Annotated in this window: 12 protein-coding genes; 5 read left to right on the top strand and 7 right to left on the bottom strand. The window is 65.8% G+C overall.

What is annotated here, in order from left to right; genetic code table 11:
- The first annotated feature begins 28 nt into the window (after positions 1 to 28).
- From THIMADRAFT_RS18065 to THIMADRAFT_RS18055, 3 genes are all read left to right on the top strand, one after another.
- The gene (locus THIMADRAFT_RS18065; RefSeq protein ID WP_007194532.1) at positions 29 to 2,359 is read left to right on the top strand and encodes a putative bifunctional diguanylate cyclase/phosphodiesterase; all 2,331 of its coding nucleotides are present in this window, start codon (positions 29 to 31) and stop codon (positions 2,357 to 2,359) included.
- 76 nt (positions 2,360 to 2,435) lie between these two features.
- Positions 2,436 to 2,762 (top strand): DUF4342 domain-containing protein, encoded by a 327-nt coding sequence (locus THIMADRAFT_RS18060; protein ID WP_007194531.1) that lies wholly within the window; start codon positions 2,436 to 2,438, stop codon positions 2,760 to 2,762.
- A 234-nt stretch (positions 2,763 to 2,996) separates the two neighbouring features.
- Positions 2,997 to 3,200 (top strand): hypothetical protein, encoded by a 204-nt coding sequence (locus THIMADRAFT_RS18055; RefSeq protein WP_233490292.1) that lies wholly within the window; start codon positions 2,997 to 2,999, stop codon positions 3,198 to 3,200.
- Positions 3,201 to 3,360: 160 nt separating this feature from the next.
- Here THIMADRAFT_RS18055 and THIMADRAFT_RS18050 read toward each other — a convergent pair whose 3' ends face one another.
- Complete coding sequence (locus THIMADRAFT_RS18050) at positions 3,361 to 4,134, bottom strand: hypothetical protein (protein ID WP_007194529.1); 774 nt, start codon at positions 4,132 to 4,134, stop codon at positions 3,361 to 3,363.
- Between the two features lie 265 nt (positions 4,135 to 4,399).
- Here THIMADRAFT_RS18050 and hrpB point away from each other — a divergent pair, with 265 nt between their 5' ends.
- Positions 4,400 to 6,919, top strand: coding sequence for an ATP-dependent helicase HrpB (hrpB, locus tag THIMADRAFT_RS18045; RefSeq protein WP_007194528.1), 2,520 nt, complete (start codon positions 4,400 to 4,402; stop codon positions 6,917 to 6,919).
- 261 nt (positions 6,920 to 7,180) lie between these two features.
- Entirely contained in the window at positions 7,181 to 9,358 is a 2,178-nt protein-coding gene (gene rlmKL / locus THIMADRAFT_RS18040) for a bifunctional 23S rRNA (guanine(2069)-N(7))-methyltransferase RlmK/23S rRNA (guanine(2445)-N(2))-methyltransferase RlmL (protein ID WP_007194527.1), read from the top strand.
- Between the two features lie 130 nt (positions 9,359 to 9,488).
- Here rlmKL and pufC read toward each other — a convergent pair whose 3' ends face one another.
- The 6 genes from pufC to THIMADRAFT_RS24940 form a co-directional block, all read right to left on the bottom strand.
- The gene (gene pufC, locus THIMADRAFT_RS26780; protein ID WP_199484260.1) at positions 9,489 to 12,308 is read right to left on the bottom strand and encodes a photosynthetic reaction center cytochrome PufC; all 2,820 of its coding nucleotides are present in this window, start codon (positions 12,306 to 12,308) and stop codon (positions 9,489 to 9,491) included.
- A 406-nt stretch (positions 12,309 to 12,714) separates the two neighbouring features.
- Entirely contained in the window at positions 12,715 to 13,041 is a 327-nt protein-coding gene (locus tag THIMADRAFT_RS18030) for a high-potential iron-sulfur protein (protein WP_007194525.1), read from the bottom strand.
- Positions 13,042 to 13,207: 166 nt separating this feature from the next.
- Complete coding sequence (soxZ, locus tag THIMADRAFT_RS18025; protein WP_007194524.1) at positions 13,208 to 13,519, bottom strand: thiosulfate oxidation carrier complex protein SoxZ; 312 nt, start codon at positions 13,517 to 13,519, stop codon at positions 13,208 to 13,210.
- A 72-nt stretch (positions 13,520 to 13,591) separates the two neighbouring features.
- Positions 13,592 to 14,065, bottom strand: a complete 474-nt coding sequence (locus tag THIMADRAFT_RS18020) for a thiosulfate oxidation carrier protein SoxY (protein WP_007194523.1) — start codon at positions 14,063 to 14,065, stop codon at positions 13,592 to 13,594.
- An 82-nt stretch (positions 14,066 to 14,147) separates the two neighbouring features.
- On the bottom strand, positions 14,148 to 14,687 hold the full coding sequence (locus tag THIMADRAFT_RS18015; protein WP_007194522.1) for an Lcl C-terminal domain-containing protein: 540 nt from the start codon (positions 14,685 to 14,687) through the stop codon (positions 14,148 to 14,150).
- Positions 14,688 to 14,818: 131 nt separating this feature from the next.
- Positions 14,819 to 15,334 (bottom strand): c-type cytochrome, encoded by a 516-nt coding sequence (locus THIMADRAFT_RS24940; RefSeq protein WP_050799611.1) that lies wholly within the window; start codon positions 15,332 to 15,334, stop codon positions 14,819 to 14,821.
- Positions 15,335 to 15,343: the final 9 nt, after the last annotated feature.

The raw sequence follows: 15,343 nt of genomic DNA, 5'->3' as shown, positions 1-15,343 counted from the left end.
CCTCCGCCGTAGACCCGAGGCCCGGCCGATGACCGACCCGCATGATCCCGAAGACAGCGGCGAGACCGACATGCCGTCGAACAAATCCGCCTCCACGCCGCCGGAGACCTTTGCGCGCTTGCGTCGACGCGCCGAGGAGCGCCTGTCCGCGTCGGACGGCCAAGCGCCCGGCGCACTCGCGCCCGTCGAGGCCGAACGCCTGATCCAGGAGCTTCGCGTCCATCAGATCGAGCTCGAGCTGCAGAACGACGAGCTGCTGCGCACCCAAGAGGCGTTGGAGATCAGCCGGTCACGCTACTTCGATCTCTACGACCTGGCGCCGATCGGCTACATCACCCTGACCGACACGGGCACGATCCAAGAGGCCAACCTCGCGGCCGCCACGCTGCTCGAGACCCCGCGCGTCAATCTGGCCGGCCGTCCCCTGACCCGATTCATCCTCCCGAAGGATCAAGACATCCTCTACCGGTGCCGCCATCGGCTCACGACCACACGCGAGCCGCAAACCTGCGAGCTGCGGCTCCAACGGGCGCAGGGTCCACCCTGCTGGGTCCGGCTCGACGTCTGTCTCGAGCCGCATCGGACGGGCCATCAAGGCCACTGGCGGGCCACCCTGAGCGACATCACGGCGACCAAGGAGGGCGAGCAGAGCCTGCGCGACACACGGGCCCGTTTGAGTTGGGTCGCGGGGATCGCCGAGGTCGGCTTTCTGGAGTGGAATCCGCGCACCGGTGCCATCGTCACCCCGCCGGCCGAGCAAGCGCCGCCGGGAAAGGCCGAGGTTTCCGCGTCGCCGCGGAGCCTGGACGCTTGGCTGGCCCGATTGCATCCGGACGACCGCGAGCGTGTCCGCGCCGATTTCGCCCGCTTCGCCGCCGGCGGGGTCACGCCGCGGGAGGTCCACTACCGCCGACGGAGCAAGAAGGACGACTACCGCTGGTTTGCCTGCCGTCTGGAGCCGATCCCGGATACCGAAGGCCGGTTCGACCGGATCCTGATCGTTCACCAGGACATCACCCGACGCAAGGAATCCGAGGACAAGGCGATCCGACGGGCCCAGCTCGATCCGCTGACCGAGCTGCCGACGCGCAGCTTGCTCGACCCGATGGCCACGCAGATGCTTGCCGGCGCCGGGCGTTCGGGCCGACGCCTCGCGGTCTTGTTCGTGGACCTGGATGCGTTCAAGGCGGTCAACGATGAATTCGGACATAGCGTCGGCGACGAGGTGCTGCGGCAAACCGCCCAACGGCTGCGCGCGTGCTTCCGCGCCGGGGACTTGATCACCCGACTCGGCGGAGACGAGTTCCTGATCGTCTTGGACAACATCCTCGACGACGACGACGCGGCGACCGCCGCCCGAACGGCCATCGACGCGCTCTCGCGCCCCTACCCGATCGCGGATCGGGAGGTGACCTGTCCGCCCAGCATCGGGATCAGTCTCTACCCGGACGACGGCGCGACGATCGACGCCCTGATCAAGGGCGCGGATCTGGCCATGTACCATGCCAAGCAGGTCAGTCCGGGGCAGTTTCAATTCTTCTCCGCAGCACTCGACCGCCAGTCGCGAGCGGTCACGGTCCTGCAAGACGGGCTGCGGGATGCCGTGTCCGGCAACGGGTTTCGACTCCTCTACCAGCCGGTTCTCGATCTGGGCAGCGGCGCCGTCGTCGGGGTCGAGGCCTTGTTGCGATGGCCGCAACCCGGCGGCGGCGAGATCGCACCCTCGGTCTTCCTGCCGATCGCCGAATCGATCGGACTCATCCACGACGTCGGTGCCTGGGTTCTGCGCGAGGCCTGTCGCCAACACCGCGCCTGGCTGGACGCGGGATTACCGCCGATCGCCGTGACGGTGAACGTCTCGGCACGTCAGTTCCGCCATCGATCCTTTCTCCGCCAGCTCACCGACGCCCTTTTGAGCGGCGGGGTGGATCCGTCCCTGATGTCGCTTGCCGTGGGCGAGGCCACGCTGTTGCGGGACAGGTCCGCATCGCGCCAACTCTTGGCGAAGCTGCATGCGCTGGGGGTGCATGTCGTGCTGGACGACTTCGGACTCGGGCCCTCCTGCCTCGGCGAGATCGAGGACCTGTCGCTGGACAGTCTGGAGATCAACCGGACCCTGCTGCACCGCCTGGACGACAGACCGCACGCCCCCGCCATGATGGAAACCATCGTGCGTCTCGGCCGCGCCATGCAGATCAAGGTCACCGCCATCGGCATCGAGACCGAAGCGGAGCTGACCTGCGTACGCGACCTCGGCTGCGACCAGGCCCAGGGGTTCTATCTGGGCAAACCCATGACGGGGAGCGAGCTCGCCGACTGGTATCGCCGGCAGCCGCCCGCACCCGGACCCACACCTTGAGCAACGATTCAAGAAGTGACGAACCGGTCCGAACCCGCTAGGATGCCGGGCCAAACAGGCCCGCAGGATCTCGACCATGCGAAACGACAAGACCGGCAACCGAAGCGGACGCGGCACGACCGAGGAGATTACCGTGATGGGCAGCGCACTGGTCGAGAAGGTGAAGGAGCTGATCCAGGAGGGCAACGTCCGCCGGCTCATCATCCGCCGCCCGAGTGGAGAGGCGTTGGTGGAGATCCCCTTGACGGCGGGCGTGGGCGTCGCCGCGCTCCTGACCTTCCTCGCGCCCGTGCTCGCGGCGCTTGCCGCCATGGCCGCCTTGATCGCCCAATTCCGCGTCGAGATCCAGCGCGACCCCCCGGAGCGGTTCGGCAACCCGCGCGACATCGAGCAGGACGATTAAACCGCGTCCAGAGCGACATGCGTCATTTTCATTTTGTGTATGCCTTCGGAGATCGCCTCGATCTCGGTGAGACGCGGTTTAAGATTTAATTTTTTAATGGTTTATACCGCGCCAGCTTCGAGACATGACACATTCCGCACGGGGGCGCGGTTTAGCACGTCCGACAGGAACGGCCCACAGCGCCTTTGCGTGATGGCCCTGCCCGAAACACCCGCCAGACAACAGAAGAGAACCATGATGAACGAAGTCAAGAAGACCGCCGAGTATCGGATCTATCAGAAGAAATCCGGTCGCTATGCCGTGCAGGCCAAGGGAAAGCAATGGCTCCACGGCGAAGACAAGGAAAAGATCCTGCTCGACGAGCAGCTGATCACGCGCCCGCGCCCCAAGGCGCCGCCGGCACCCGAAGCGGCCGAAGAGACTGCCGCCGCCGAGTAACCCGAACGGCACCGAAGCGTAGGGTGGACGAGCGAGAGCGAAGTCCACCGAGTTTCGCGCCGGCGTTGGTGGACTGCGCTACGCTTGTCCACCCTACGGCGCTTGTCCACCCGACCGCACCGATCAGCCACGCCTGCGGGCGCGAGACCGGGTTTCGGCTTTAGATCCGTCGCCGCACCCGCACGGGTGCGATCGGCAGCATGATCAAGAAACCGATGCCCGTGATGACGGCCATCCAGGTCGCAAACCCGAAGAGCCGGCGGACACTCAGATTGGCCTTGTGGAGCACCTCGAACTCATCGAGATAGATGGTCTCGCAGGCGCCGTTGCCGGTATCCTCGCGTGTCAGACTGGTCCCGCGTGCATAGCCGTTTCCGGCATTCACATACTCGGCCAGGACGCCCTTGAATCGGATCTGATCCCCCGGCTCGGCGGACATCAGGGCCGCCTTGACGGAACGGTCATCCGTGAGCAGATGATTGTTGGAGAGCGCGTTCGACTTGAACCTGGCGGTGACGGCGGGATCCGACCAGGAGGCCCAACAGGTCCAGCTATCGTTGCGAAAGCGCATGTCGCGATAGACACCCGACGCCACATTCTCGCCCCAAACGACGCAGAGATCCCGCAGGTTGAGGAAATCCTTCCAGCTCTTGTGATGCCAGATGTTCTTGATCGCGTCGGCATTGCTGTAGCTGACCACGACCCCGTCGAGCACGTACTCCGCTTTCGGCTCGATCCTGTACTCCTGATCGCGCACCCGCACGGTGAAGGGCTCGCGATCCGTCGGCGTCTGAATCGGGGCCTGGAGCCTGCCGCGATCGAAGGTCTCGGGCGCGGGAAGGTCGTCCTTCTGCCAATAGCTCACCGCGAGCAGCACGAGACTGCCGAGGAAGAGCCATTTGAAGGCCGATTCAAGCAGGCATGTGATCGGCACGTCGATCCTCTCCGGTGTTGTTTCGCTCAGGGTCCGATAAGGTCGAAAATGTCACTCGGCTGCGTGTGCGGCTCGGCGACGCCGACGCCCGCTCGGCGCCGTGCGCCGCAGATCGACAGCGACACGTCCGCAGTTTTTTCTAAACGGACCAGTTGAACGCATAAAAAGCAAAGGTCGGGCCTTCTCGGCCCTGCCTTCTCGACCCTACTGGATCCACCCGACGAGGCCAATGACTCCGAACCCGACTCGGGACCCGAACCCACCGATGCCGACGCTGCCCATCGAGCCTGTTCTGGAGGATCTGCGTGCGGCGCTGCGGATCGGCCACGCGGTCCTCCAAGCACCGACCGGCTCGGGTAAATCCACGCGCGTCCCGCTCGCGTTGCTCGACGACGACTGGCTCGGCGCCGGCCGCATCCTCATGCTTCAACCCCGCCGGCCGGCGGCACGCATGATCGCCGCGCGCATGGCCGCGCTCCTGGACGAGCCGCTCGGCGAGCGGGTCGGCTATCAGATCCGCTTCGAGCGCCGAATCGGCCCGCGCAGCCGCATCGAGGTCATCACCGAGGGCATCCTGACCCGACGCATCCAGTCCGATCCGACGCTCGAAGGGGTCGGACTCCTGGTGTTCGACGAGTTTCACGAGCGCAGCCTGCAATCGGACCTGGGTCTCGCACTCGCGTTGGATCTCGTCGCGGGTCTTCGCCCGGATCTGCGCCTGCTGCTGATGTCCGCGACCCTCGAGGCCGAGCCGCTGGCCGAGGTCCTGGGCGGTGCCGCCGTCATCCGCGGCGAGGGACGCAGCTTCCCCGTCGAGGTCCATTATGCCGATCGCGCACCCGGTCCGGATGCCGTCGCATCGGTGGTCTCCGCCGTGAGCGCCGCACTGGCCGGGCATTCGGGCGACATTCTGGCATTCCTCCCCGGCACGGGCGAGATCAATCGCTGTGTTGCCCGGCTACGCGAGCGGGTGGACGGGCGAACCCGGATCCTGCCGCTGCACGGCAGCCTGCCGAGCGAGGAGCAGGAGAAGGCGCTGATCCCGAACAGGGGATCGGACCGCCGCGTGCTGGTCGCCACCGATATCGCCGAGACCAGCCTGACCATCCCGGGGATCCAGGTGGTGATCGACAGCGGCCTGACCCGCAAGCCGCGCTTCGACCCGGGCTCCGGGCTGACGCGTCTGGTGACCGAGCCCATCGCGCGCGCCTCCGCCGAGCAGCGCACCGGGCGCGCCGGACGGCTGGGTCCGGGTGTCTGTTATCGGCTCTGGACCCGCGCGCAGGAGCAAGGGCGACCCGAGCGCCGCACGCCCGAGATCCTCCAGGCCGATCTGGCCGCGCTCGTCCTGGAGCTGCGCCTCTGGGGCGTGGCGGATCCCGCCGAGCTGCGCTGGGTCGATCCGCCGACCTGCCCGGCATGGGAGTCCGCCGCCGCACTCCTGACACGCCTCGGCGCCCTGGATGCACGCGGCGTCATCACCCCGCTCGGCCGACGGATGGCGGAGCTGCCGGTCCATCCGCGACTGGCCGTCATGCTGCTGGGCGCCGCCGAGTCGAGTCGTGGCGAGGCCGCCGATCTGTGCGCGCTGATCACCGAGCGCGACCCGCTGCTCGACACGCCCGGACAACGCCGGCCCGTCGATCTGGGGCTGCGTCTGCAAGCCCTGCATGCCTGGCGGGAGCGGCGCCCGGTGCCCGGCGCGGACGCGCGTCGGCTCGCCGCTGTCGATCGGGTCTCGCAACAGCTACAGCGGCTGACGCGCAACGCCCGAACCGGATCCGCCAGCCCCGGATCCGCCCGCTCGGCCGCGCAGCTGTTGGCCCTCGCCTACCCCGAGCGCATCGCACAGCGGCGCGAGGGCACCGACGGACGCTATCGTCTGGCCGGCGGATCGGGCGCGCTCTTGCCGCAGGACGACGCCTTGGCGATCCATCCCTTTCTGGTCATCGCCAGCCTCGACGCCGCAGGCGCGGACGGCCGGATCCAGTCCGCACTGCCCATCGCCGAGCCCGAGATCCGCGAGCGTTTCGCAGATCGGATCGAGGTGAGCCGTCGCCTGTCCTGGGACGCCCAGCGCGAGGCTGTGGCCGCCCGAGCCGTCGAGCGTCTGGAGTCGATCACCCTGCGTGCGCAGCCTGTACCCTTGGAGGCGACGGACGATGTCGCCGGCCTCCTGCTCGAGCAGATCGCCGCGCGATTCGATCAAGCCCTGACGTGGAGCGATGCCGCGCTTCAATTCAGCGCTCGAGTCGACCTGATGCGTCGACTCGAGCCCGACGGCGGCTGGCCGGATCTTTCGCCCGAGAGGCTGCGTGCGGATCTCCACGCTTGGCTGGCACCCTATCTGAGCGGGATGTCGCGACTCGCCCAGACCCAAAAGCTCGACCTCATGCCGATCCTCGCCGCGCAACTGGACTGGGGTCAGCGACAACGCCTCGATGCCGAGGCACCGACCCGGATCGAGACGCCGGCAGGACGCGAGCGCGCGATCGACTATTGTTCCGGCGAGACCCCGGTCCTCGCGGTCCAACTGCAGGAGCTCTTCGGCCTCGCCGAGACCCCGCGCATCGCTCGCGGACGCGTCCCGCTGCTGCTGCACCTGCTCTCGCCCGCACGTCGCCCGATCCAGGTGACCCAAGACCTCGCCGGCTTCTGGGCGCGGGGTTACGCCGAGGTCCGCAAGGAGCTGCGCGGACGCTATCCCAAACACGCCTGGCCGGAGGATCCGACGCGGGCGACACCCGTCGCGGGTGTGCGTCGCCCCCGCCGAGCCGGGGGCTAAAGACCTCTCACCGTAAAAAGAGTTGAAACGCAAAGGCGCAAAGGTCGCAAAGGCGTTCAATGCCGCGCTTGAATGACACTATTCACCCGAGGGATAAACGTCATTCCGATTGCAAATTCTTGTTTTACTTTGCACCCTTTGCGCCTTTGCGGTTCTGAATGCCGGATTCAGGCTCACGGATGCTCGGGAGAACCGAAGCGGGACTGCCGGGCGACCGGTATATACTGCGTGGCCCGATCCCCTGACGACCCACCGCCCAAGATGCCCCAGCACACCTTCTTCGCCTCCGCGCCCAAGCACATGGGGAGTCTACTCGCGGAGGAGCTGGCCAGACTCGGCCTGCAAGGGGCGGTCGAGGCACGCGGGGGGGCACGGTTCGTCGGCGAGATTCAGGACGCCTATCGGGCATGTCTCTGGTCGCGCGTCGCCAATCGCATCCTGCTGCCGCTCGCACAGTTTCCGGCCACCGGACCGGACGAACTCTACGCCGGGGCGGAGAGGATCCATTGGGAGGAGCATCTCTCGCCCGAAAGCACCTTCGCCATCCAGCTCGACGGTGTCGTGAACGGCGTCAGCCACGGGCAGTTCGCCGCCTTGCGCGTGAAGGATGCGATCGCCGATCGGTTCACCCGTCTTCTGGGTTATCGACCGAGCGTCGATCCCGAGTCACCGGACCTTCGGATCCATGTCTATGTCCATCAGGATCAGGCATCGGTCAGCATCGATCTGTCCGGAACGTCCCTGCACCGGCGCGGCTACCGCAGCGAGGGGACCTCGGCGCCGCTGAAGGAGAATCTCGCGGCGGCCATCCTGCTGCGCGCGGGTTGGCCGGACATCGCGGCCGAGGGCGGCGCCTTGCTCGATCCCATGTGCGGCTCCGGGACACTCGTCATCGAAGGCGCATTGATCGCGGCCGACATCGCGCCGGGGCTATTGCGCGAGCGCTTCGGGTTTATGGGTTGGTTGCAGCACGACGCGGCCGCCTGGCAGCGACTGCTCGACGAGGCCGAGATCCGGCGCAGCGCCGGCCTGCAACGTCTCGGCTCGCTGCGCGGCTACGATCAGGATCCGCGCGCCATCCGCATCGCGATCGAAGACCTGGCGCGGGCCGGACTGGCAGGGCTTGCGCACTTCGAGCGCCGCGAGCTGGCCGACTGCCGGCCGGGTCGCGACGACGACCGCGGTCTCGTGGTGGTCAACCCGCCCTACGGCGAGCGGCTCGGCTCCGAGGCCGAGCTGCCGGCTCTGCATGCACGCCTCGGCTCGGTGCTCAAGGAACGCTTCGAGGGCTGGCGCGCCGCGCTTTTTACCGGCAGCCCGGACCTCGGCAAGCACATGGGCCTGCGCGCACACCGGATCCACCATCTCTACAACGGCCCGATCGAGTGTCAGCTGCTGCATTTTCGCATCGAGTCGAGCGATTTCGTGGCCAATCGGCCGCGCACGCTCGCGCCGACCGAGCGTAGCGACGGCGCGACCATGCTCGCCAACCGGCTGACGAAGAATCTCAAGGCGCTCGGGAAATGGCGCCGCAAGGAGCAGATCGACTGCTTTCGGGCCTACGACGCGGATCTGCCCGAGTACGCGGTCGCCGTCGATATCTACGAAGGCGAGCCCGAAGGCGACGCGCCGCAACGCTGGGTGCATGTGCAGGAGTATGCCGCGCCGACGAGCGTCGACCCCAAACGCGCCCGACACAGGTTGCGCGAGGCCTTGAGCGTGATCCCGGAGGTGCTCGAGGTCCCCGAGTCGCGGATGTTCTTCAAGATCCGCCGGCCTCAGAAGGGCACCGCCCAGTACGAGCGGCTCGCCGAAACGCGCCGCTTTCACGCGGTCAAGGAGGGGGGGTTCAGATTCCTGGTCAATTTCGAGGACTATCTGGACACCGGGCTCTTCCTGGACCATCGCGACATTCGCCGCATGATCGGCGAGCTGGCCGAGGGCCGGAGCTTTCTGAACCTCTTTGCCTACACGGGAACGGCAACCGTCTATGCCGCGAAAGGCGGCGCGACGCGCACCACGACGGTAGACATGTCTCGGACCTATCTGGACTGGGCGCGCGACAATCTCGCGCTGAACGATGTCCCGATGCAGCGCCAGGAGCTGGTGCAGGCGGACTGTCTGCAATGGCTGGACGAGGCCGCCGGCAGGCGCCGATTCGATCTGATCTTTCTGGACCCGCCCAGCTTCTCGACCTCCAAGCGGATGACGGACACACTCGACATTCAGCGCGACCATGTCGGCCTGATTCGAGCGACCACCCGGCTGCTCGAGCCGGGTGGTCTGCTGATATTCTCGAACAACTTGCGCCGGTTTCGGTTGTACGCCGACGATCTGGCGGATCTCGAGATCCAGGACATCAGCCGCGAGACCATCCCTCGCGACTTTGCCCGCAACCCACGGATCCACCAATGTTGGCGGATCACCAAGCCTGCTTAAAACCGCGCCGGCTCCAACGGTCGTCACGTCTGCCGGGGCCGATCCCATCCAAAAACATCGCATACCGCGCTGGGCGCGGTTTCACCGCGGCGGTGCTCGGTATAACGTCCGCGCCCGCCGACAGATCCGCTCAGCTTTCGGTGGGGTTGCTGACCGATCCACCTTCGGTCTGCTCGATCATCACGATCTCGACGCGACGATTCTCGCGACGCCCCCGATCGGTCGCGTTGTCGGCGATCGGTCGCTCGGCACCATAGCCCTCGGTACTGAGTCGGCCCGGGTCGACCCCGCGATCGATCAGGGCCTGCATGACCGATTCCGCACGCTGCCGAGACAAGGTCTGATTGATCTCGGGATTGCCCTGGCTGTCGGTGTGCCCGGCGATCTTTGCCTTCAGGTCGGATCTCGCCGCAAGCATCTCGGCGATTCGGTCGAGCATCGGCAGAGCGCCGGCCGGCAGGATGGCGCTGCCGCTCGGGAACCGAAGCTCCTCCCCACCGAGATTGACTAGAATTCCCTCCGGGGTGATTCGTCCGCCGACCTCGGCCGCACCCTCGTACAGCGTCCGTATCCGCGCGATCGACCCCTCGGCTTCAGCCAGCTCTCGCACATGCGCGGCCACTGCAGCCTGCATCTGTGCACGCAGATCCGCGGCGGCGGCATCCGCCTCGGTCAGCGTCGCCCGCAAGGCATCCAATTCCTGCGTCAACGCAGCGATCTGCGACTCGGATTCGGTGTCCGCCAAGGCGGCGTCGCGCTGCCCGCGGACCACGCCGAGCTGCTGCCGCAGGGCAATGCGCTCCTGATCGAGTCTCGCACCGGCCGCCTGCAGCATCCTCGCGTGATCTTCGGCCAGATCGGCGATCTGCGCCTCGGCATCGGCTGCAACCGCATCGCGCTGCCCGCGAACCACCGCAAGCTGTTGTTGCAAGGCGGTCCGCTCCTGATCGAGCCTCGCCCCGGCGGCCCGCAGAGTCGCGGCCCGTTCATCGGACAGCTCTGCGACCATCGCCTCGGCATCGACCGCGACCGCATCGCGCTGACCGCGAACCACCGCGAGCTGTTGTTGCAAGGCGGTGCGCTCCTGATCGAGCCTCGCCCCGGCGGCCCGCAGCGCCGCAACACGTTCATCGGACAGCTTGGCGATCTGCCCCTCGGCCTCGGCTGAAACGGCATCGCGCTGGTCGCGCACCACCGCGAGCTGTTGCTGCAGCGCGGTCCGCTCTTGGTCGAGCCTCGCCCCGGCGGCCCGCAGCGCCGCGGCCCGTTCATCGGATAGCTTGGCGATCTGCCCCTCGGCCTCGGCTGAAACGGCATCACGCTGGGCGCGCACCACCGCGAGCTGTTGCTGCAACGCGGTGCGCTCTTGGTCGAGCCTCGCCCCGGCGGCCCGCAGAGCCGCGGACCGTTCATCGGACAGCTTGGCGATCTGCCCCTCGGCCTCGGCTGAAACGGCATCACGTTGGGCGCGCACCACCGCGAGCTGTTGCTGCAACGCGGCAATCCGCGCCTCGGCATCGGTCGTAGCGGCGTCGCGCTGCGCGCGAACGGTCTCCAGTTCTTGGAGCAACGCGGAGCGTTCCGCTTCGGCAAGTCCGGCGTCCCCTGCGGACGTTGGCGTATCGATCACCTCCGGCTCGTCGGCCTGTAGGGCCGCGACTTCCGGTATCGGCGCTGATAGGGTATCAACCTCGTGACCTGATTCCGCGTCCGCGTCCGCGACCGTTTCGACATCGGCAATCGGCGATACCGCCTCGGAGCCAAGACTTCGAGGTGCTCGCCGCCGCAAAAAAATTTCGACATCGGCAATCGGTGATACCGCCGTGGAGACGGATTCCGTCGCAACCTCCGCCACACCCTCCTGCGCCTCCGGCTGCGTGTCCTCCAGTGCCGCAACCAGCGAACTTTCCACACCCTGTTCCGCAAACGCCGGCGCTAAATCGTCCTCCGGCACGACTCCCGGTCGTTGCGTCCGATATCCGGCCAACTCGGGATAGTCTCCGAGCATGCTGACGCCGAGAAGCGGTTTGAACGCTCCCTTATGGCAGGTGTCGCAAGCCACCTTGGGAGCATCGCCGGTCGCACCCAGTCGCTCGGGGGGATACAATGTCTTCAGTGGATTGAGGTAGTCTCCATTGAGATCGCGCACCATCCGAATGCCGTGCCATGCAGTCACCCGCTGGGGCGTGCTCTGCTCCCAAACCCCCATCGCTCGGGTTTGGTGACAATAGGTACAGTTCACGCCCAACGAGTTGGACATGTACATCATCAGGGCGTAGGTCCACTCGGCCTTCTTGATCGAATTTCGATTGTCCGACGGCAGTGCCGTCGTGCCTTGGACGGAGACCTGCGTGTCGCCTTCCAGAAAGGGTGTCAAGGGATCGAACGGGAGCGATGCGTTGCCGATCGCCTGCACGCCTGCCGTATTCTGACCCGCCTTGTTGCCGGAGATGCCGGCTGAAGGCGTGGTCGGCCCGAGGTTGGTAAACCAGATCTCGGACGGGACCGCCTGGCCGCGATGACAGGTCCAACAGGTGACTCCCGTTCCCGCCACATGCGACTTCCAATTTGAATTGATGTCCCGGGTCATGCGCAGCATCTGACGCGAGACCACCTTCGTGTATTTTTCGTCCGAGGCCAGGTTCTCGGTGTTGTGGCAGTATTCGCAGCCCTGCTCCGGGGCGATCCAGGTCGACATGGCCTGCATCAGACGTGCGAACTCGAGCGCGTCCAGGTCGGTGAGCACCTGAACGTTCTCGTTGACCTCCGTCGCGAGCGGTATCGCCGGGTCCGGCGGATCGCGCGGCTCCGGCGCGGGGATGCCGTGGAGGTCGGCCTCCGCCTGCAATCGACTTGGTCTGTCGATGTGAATCGCCGAGGTTCCGCGTGGGCCCCACTGCACGCTCTCGGTGCGATCGCAACCGACGAGACCGAGGGAGCCGAACAACATCAGACCCGCCATCATCCATGTCGCGCCTCTGCGGCCCGAGTCTCGATGCGACTGAATATGACTGCCGAGGGTTGAGGACGGCAAAGCGCCGATGGCCTTTTGCCGGTCGATCCGTTGCATGCGCCGGTGCACGACATGCACTCGCGCTTGCTCCGAAGTGCCTGCGGGACACCTCATCGCTGTGACCTCCAATGCTCGTGCCCTGCGTCCGGCGCACCGGACGACCGGCTTTGTTTTAGTGGCGTGGTTGCGCGGTCATTGCCCCGGCACCTGACTCCTGGCTCCGATCCAATCGCTCTCGGCGCTGGATGCGGTGTGCGGACCTGTCGCGCCGATCCAGTCCGCTGCGACGGGATCGGTGTCGTTGCGCCGCCCCGTCGTCGTGCTCGTCCGCCGACTTGCCGGACTAGGCGGCACCGTTCGGTTTGAAGTTTCGGCACCAGCCATCGACCGGAACCAAGCGTTTTCCGAAAAAGGAGCAGGGTCCGAGCGGCTCACCCGGCTCTCCCGAGAACAACTGACACTCGCTGCATTTCTGCTCGACCGTATGCTTTGGGTATTTGGCCTGGTCGACCTGCGTCGTATCCAATCGGAAGCCCATCGACTTCGCGTAGGCGTCGTCTTCGGTCAGGATCTTCTTCGCCTCGTCGGCAACGCTCAAGCGTCCGAAAGCGAGCGCCGAGCTACCCGCAACAAGTTGAACGATAAACGTCCGGCGATTGCATTGGCTCATCGTGCGTATCCTCGTTTGATGGTTAATTTAAGGCTTGGTGGTCTAATGAAGGCTGCAAAGGGTTCTCTTTGCCGCAGAGCCCTTCGCGCCTGGTCTTCTACCGATCGCAGACACGGACACACAGGCGATCGGATATTCGCCCGGCGCTACGATCCGGTAGCGACGGTCAAGCGATCGAGGCCGATCCTGCTCCTCGCTCGCCAAGGTTGTCGGTCCAAAGAACGTTGATGCGATCGCCCTTCGAGCCCCCCTTGAATCGAAACGCGATCAAGGGATCCCTCGAAACGGCGATACTCAAACGTGCCCGCAACAGCGTCCGATCGCCGAGATTGACCTCGACGTCGCGGATGTAATGCGCGCGACGCCCTCGACCCGATGCGTCCACTCCCAGTCCCGTCTCCATCGGGTGCAGCATCAAGAGCATGACCTCGGTGATACCGTCGTTGCTCTTCGCGCGGATTCGTATCGGATCTGCCATGGCCTGTTTCACTCTGGTCCCGTAACCCGAAAGACTGTCCTCTCGCGGAGCAGCCCCCGATCAAAGGCATCATCAAACGCATCCGCCGACCGTGACCCGAGTCTCCGCGACCCTGGAATAGAGCCCGTCGCGGGTTCTGACGACGGCGTAGACCGAACCGGTCTGCGCCAACTTCAGGCGTACCGAGACGAACGGCTCGGTCCCGCTCGGGATCTCGAAGCGAACCGCGACCGGATACGGATTGCTCGCGACCAGCAGATAGATCTCCTCGACGCCCTCGAGCGTGCTCGACACCCTTACGGGAACCACCGCCCCGTCCTCGACAACGCCGGGCAAGGTCAACTCGACGGCATGCTCGTCGGCCCCGACGCTGCCCAGAATGGCGAGAGCGTCGTCGATCGTCGTGGCGGAGAACAGGTCGGGAAGCTGCCGGATCGACGCCCGCGCAGAGGCGAGTAATCCGACATGCGACAACGCCAACAAGACCCCGCCGGCCGCTACGAAGCCCCGGCGATGCCGATCGACACCGGCATCTTTTCCGCTCACGTCCGCCCCCACGGGGAAAACAGGTCTCCGGACCGCACCCTCCTCACCGCGGTACTCCAGGCTCGATGGACCACCAGGGCGATCATGGTGCCGTCCGCACGAGCCGCACCGCATGCCGCTCGCTTTTGGCCGTATGCAGGACGCCCTCCGGCCCGAAGCTCAGTGCGTAGGCGAACGTCTCGAAGCCCTCGCCCGGACGCAACGACTCGGTCCAGAAGACGATCGGCGGTGTTTCGGGAAAAATCGTCAGATTGATGCGAGGGTTCTCGCACTGTCTCTCCGCAATCATCGCCAGCTCGCGCAGCTTCGGCACGCGCCAGTCGTTGAAGAACTGTCCTCCGCTCGCGCTCGTCGCGACTGCATGCTCCTGCGCTCCCTGCCAGTCGTAGGCGGCCGCTTCACCGACGCAGGTCCCGCCGGACCAGGTTTGTCCCGCGGCGCACCGCATCCACATCAACTGGGCGGCGGCATCCGTGACGGTGCCGTCGCCGTTGTCGCTGAACCGTTCCGTCGGTGACGACAGCGGATAGCGGCCGGTGTCGCAGCGCTGTTCGGCAAGGCCCGGGCCAACGAAGACTCCCTGGAGAATCAGGAAAAGGAATGCCGCTCTACCCAGCATCATCGATGACAGCCTCGAAGCCTCGCGACCGACGATCTGCCGACAACCGATTTAAAATTGTCGACAGTGCCCGTAATCCATTGGCAGGCGCCCCGCAAAGGGAGCCTGCCGGTGAGCCCTTGCTTCGAAAAGCGTTACGGCTTGGTATCGACGCCGATACCGGTCGGTGTTCGCGCGAAACCGGTGCCGTATTCCACGACGATAGGCGTGGTTTGCTCGCTTGCCAGACCGGGGGTGATTTCCTTACCGCGATGCAGATAGAAGGCGTAGGCCTCCATCGCGGTCATATCGTCGCCATCGACGTCGAGCCGCGTCCCTGCTTGCGGATTCTCGATACACCAATTCACCATTTCACGGAAAGGAATGACCTTGCCGTACATGGTCATGTATTTCGGAAAGGTCTGGGGATTGGACGCGGCCGTATCCGGGTGGCAATTACCGCAGGCCAGCCCGTTGGTCGTCATATCGGCCCGGCTGCCGTGCCAGAGGTCATACCCGAGAGCAATCGATTCCACCAAAGCGGCCTTTTGCTCCGCGAGCTCTTCATCGGTGAACGGCGCACGGGCCCAACTGGTCCCGGCAGCGATAACCCCGGCGAGGGCCGACACGGCCAAGAGTCGTTCGATCTTCAGCATCTTGTTCGTCATCATCGCTCCCCC

The sequence above is a fragment of the Thiocapsa marina 5811 genome (assembly GCF_000223985.1).
GTDB lineage: Bacteria > Pseudomonadota > Gammaproteobacteria > Chromatiales > Chromatiaceae > Thiocapsa > Thiocapsa marina.
The sequence above is the reverse complement of the archived record's forward strand: the minus strand, read 5'-3'. Positions and strand labels throughout refer to the sequence as shown.

Excerpts from the sequence above, each read along its gene's own strand:
- THIMADRAFT_RS18065 (WP_007194532.1), top strand. The coding sequence starts at position 29 with ATGACCGACCCGCATGATCCCGAAGACAGCGGCGAGACCGACATGCCG.
- THIMADRAFT_RS18060 (WP_007194531.1), top strand. The coding sequence starts at position 2,436 with ATGCGAAACGACAAGACCGGCAACCGAAGCGGACGCGGCACGACCGAG.
- THIMADRAFT_RS18055 (WP_233490292.1), top strand. The coding sequence starts at position 2,997 with ATGATGAACGAAGTCAAGAAGACCGCCGAGTATCGGATCTATCAGAAG.
- hrpB (WP_007194528.1), top strand. The coding sequence starts at position 4,400 with ATGCCGACGCTGCCCATCGAGCCTGTTCTGGAGGATCTGCGTGCGGCG.
- rlmKL (WP_007194527.1), top strand. The coding sequence starts at position 7,181 with ATGCCCCAGCACACCTTCTTCGCCTCCGCGCCCAAGCACATGGGGAGT.
- pufC (WP_199484260.1), bottom strand. The coding sequence starts at position 12,308 with ATGTTGTTCGGCTCCCTCGGTCTCGTCGGTTGCGATCGCACCGAGAGC.
- THIMADRAFT_RS18030 (WP_007194525.1), bottom strand. The coding sequence starts at position 13,041 with ATGAGCCAATGCAATCGCCGGACGTTTATCGTTCAACTTGTTGCGGGT.
- soxZ (WP_007194524.1), bottom strand. The coding sequence starts at position 13,519 with ATGGCAGATCCGATACGAATCCGCGCGAAGAGCAACGACGGTATCACC.
- THIMADRAFT_RS18015 (WP_007194522.1), bottom strand. The coding sequence starts at position 14,687 with ATGATGCTGGGTAGAGCGGCATTCCTTTTCCTGATTCTCCAGGGAGTC.
- THIMADRAFT_RS24940 (WP_050799611.1), bottom strand. The coding sequence starts at position 15,334 with ATGATGACGAACAAGATGCTGAAGATCGAACGACTCTTGGCCGTGTCG.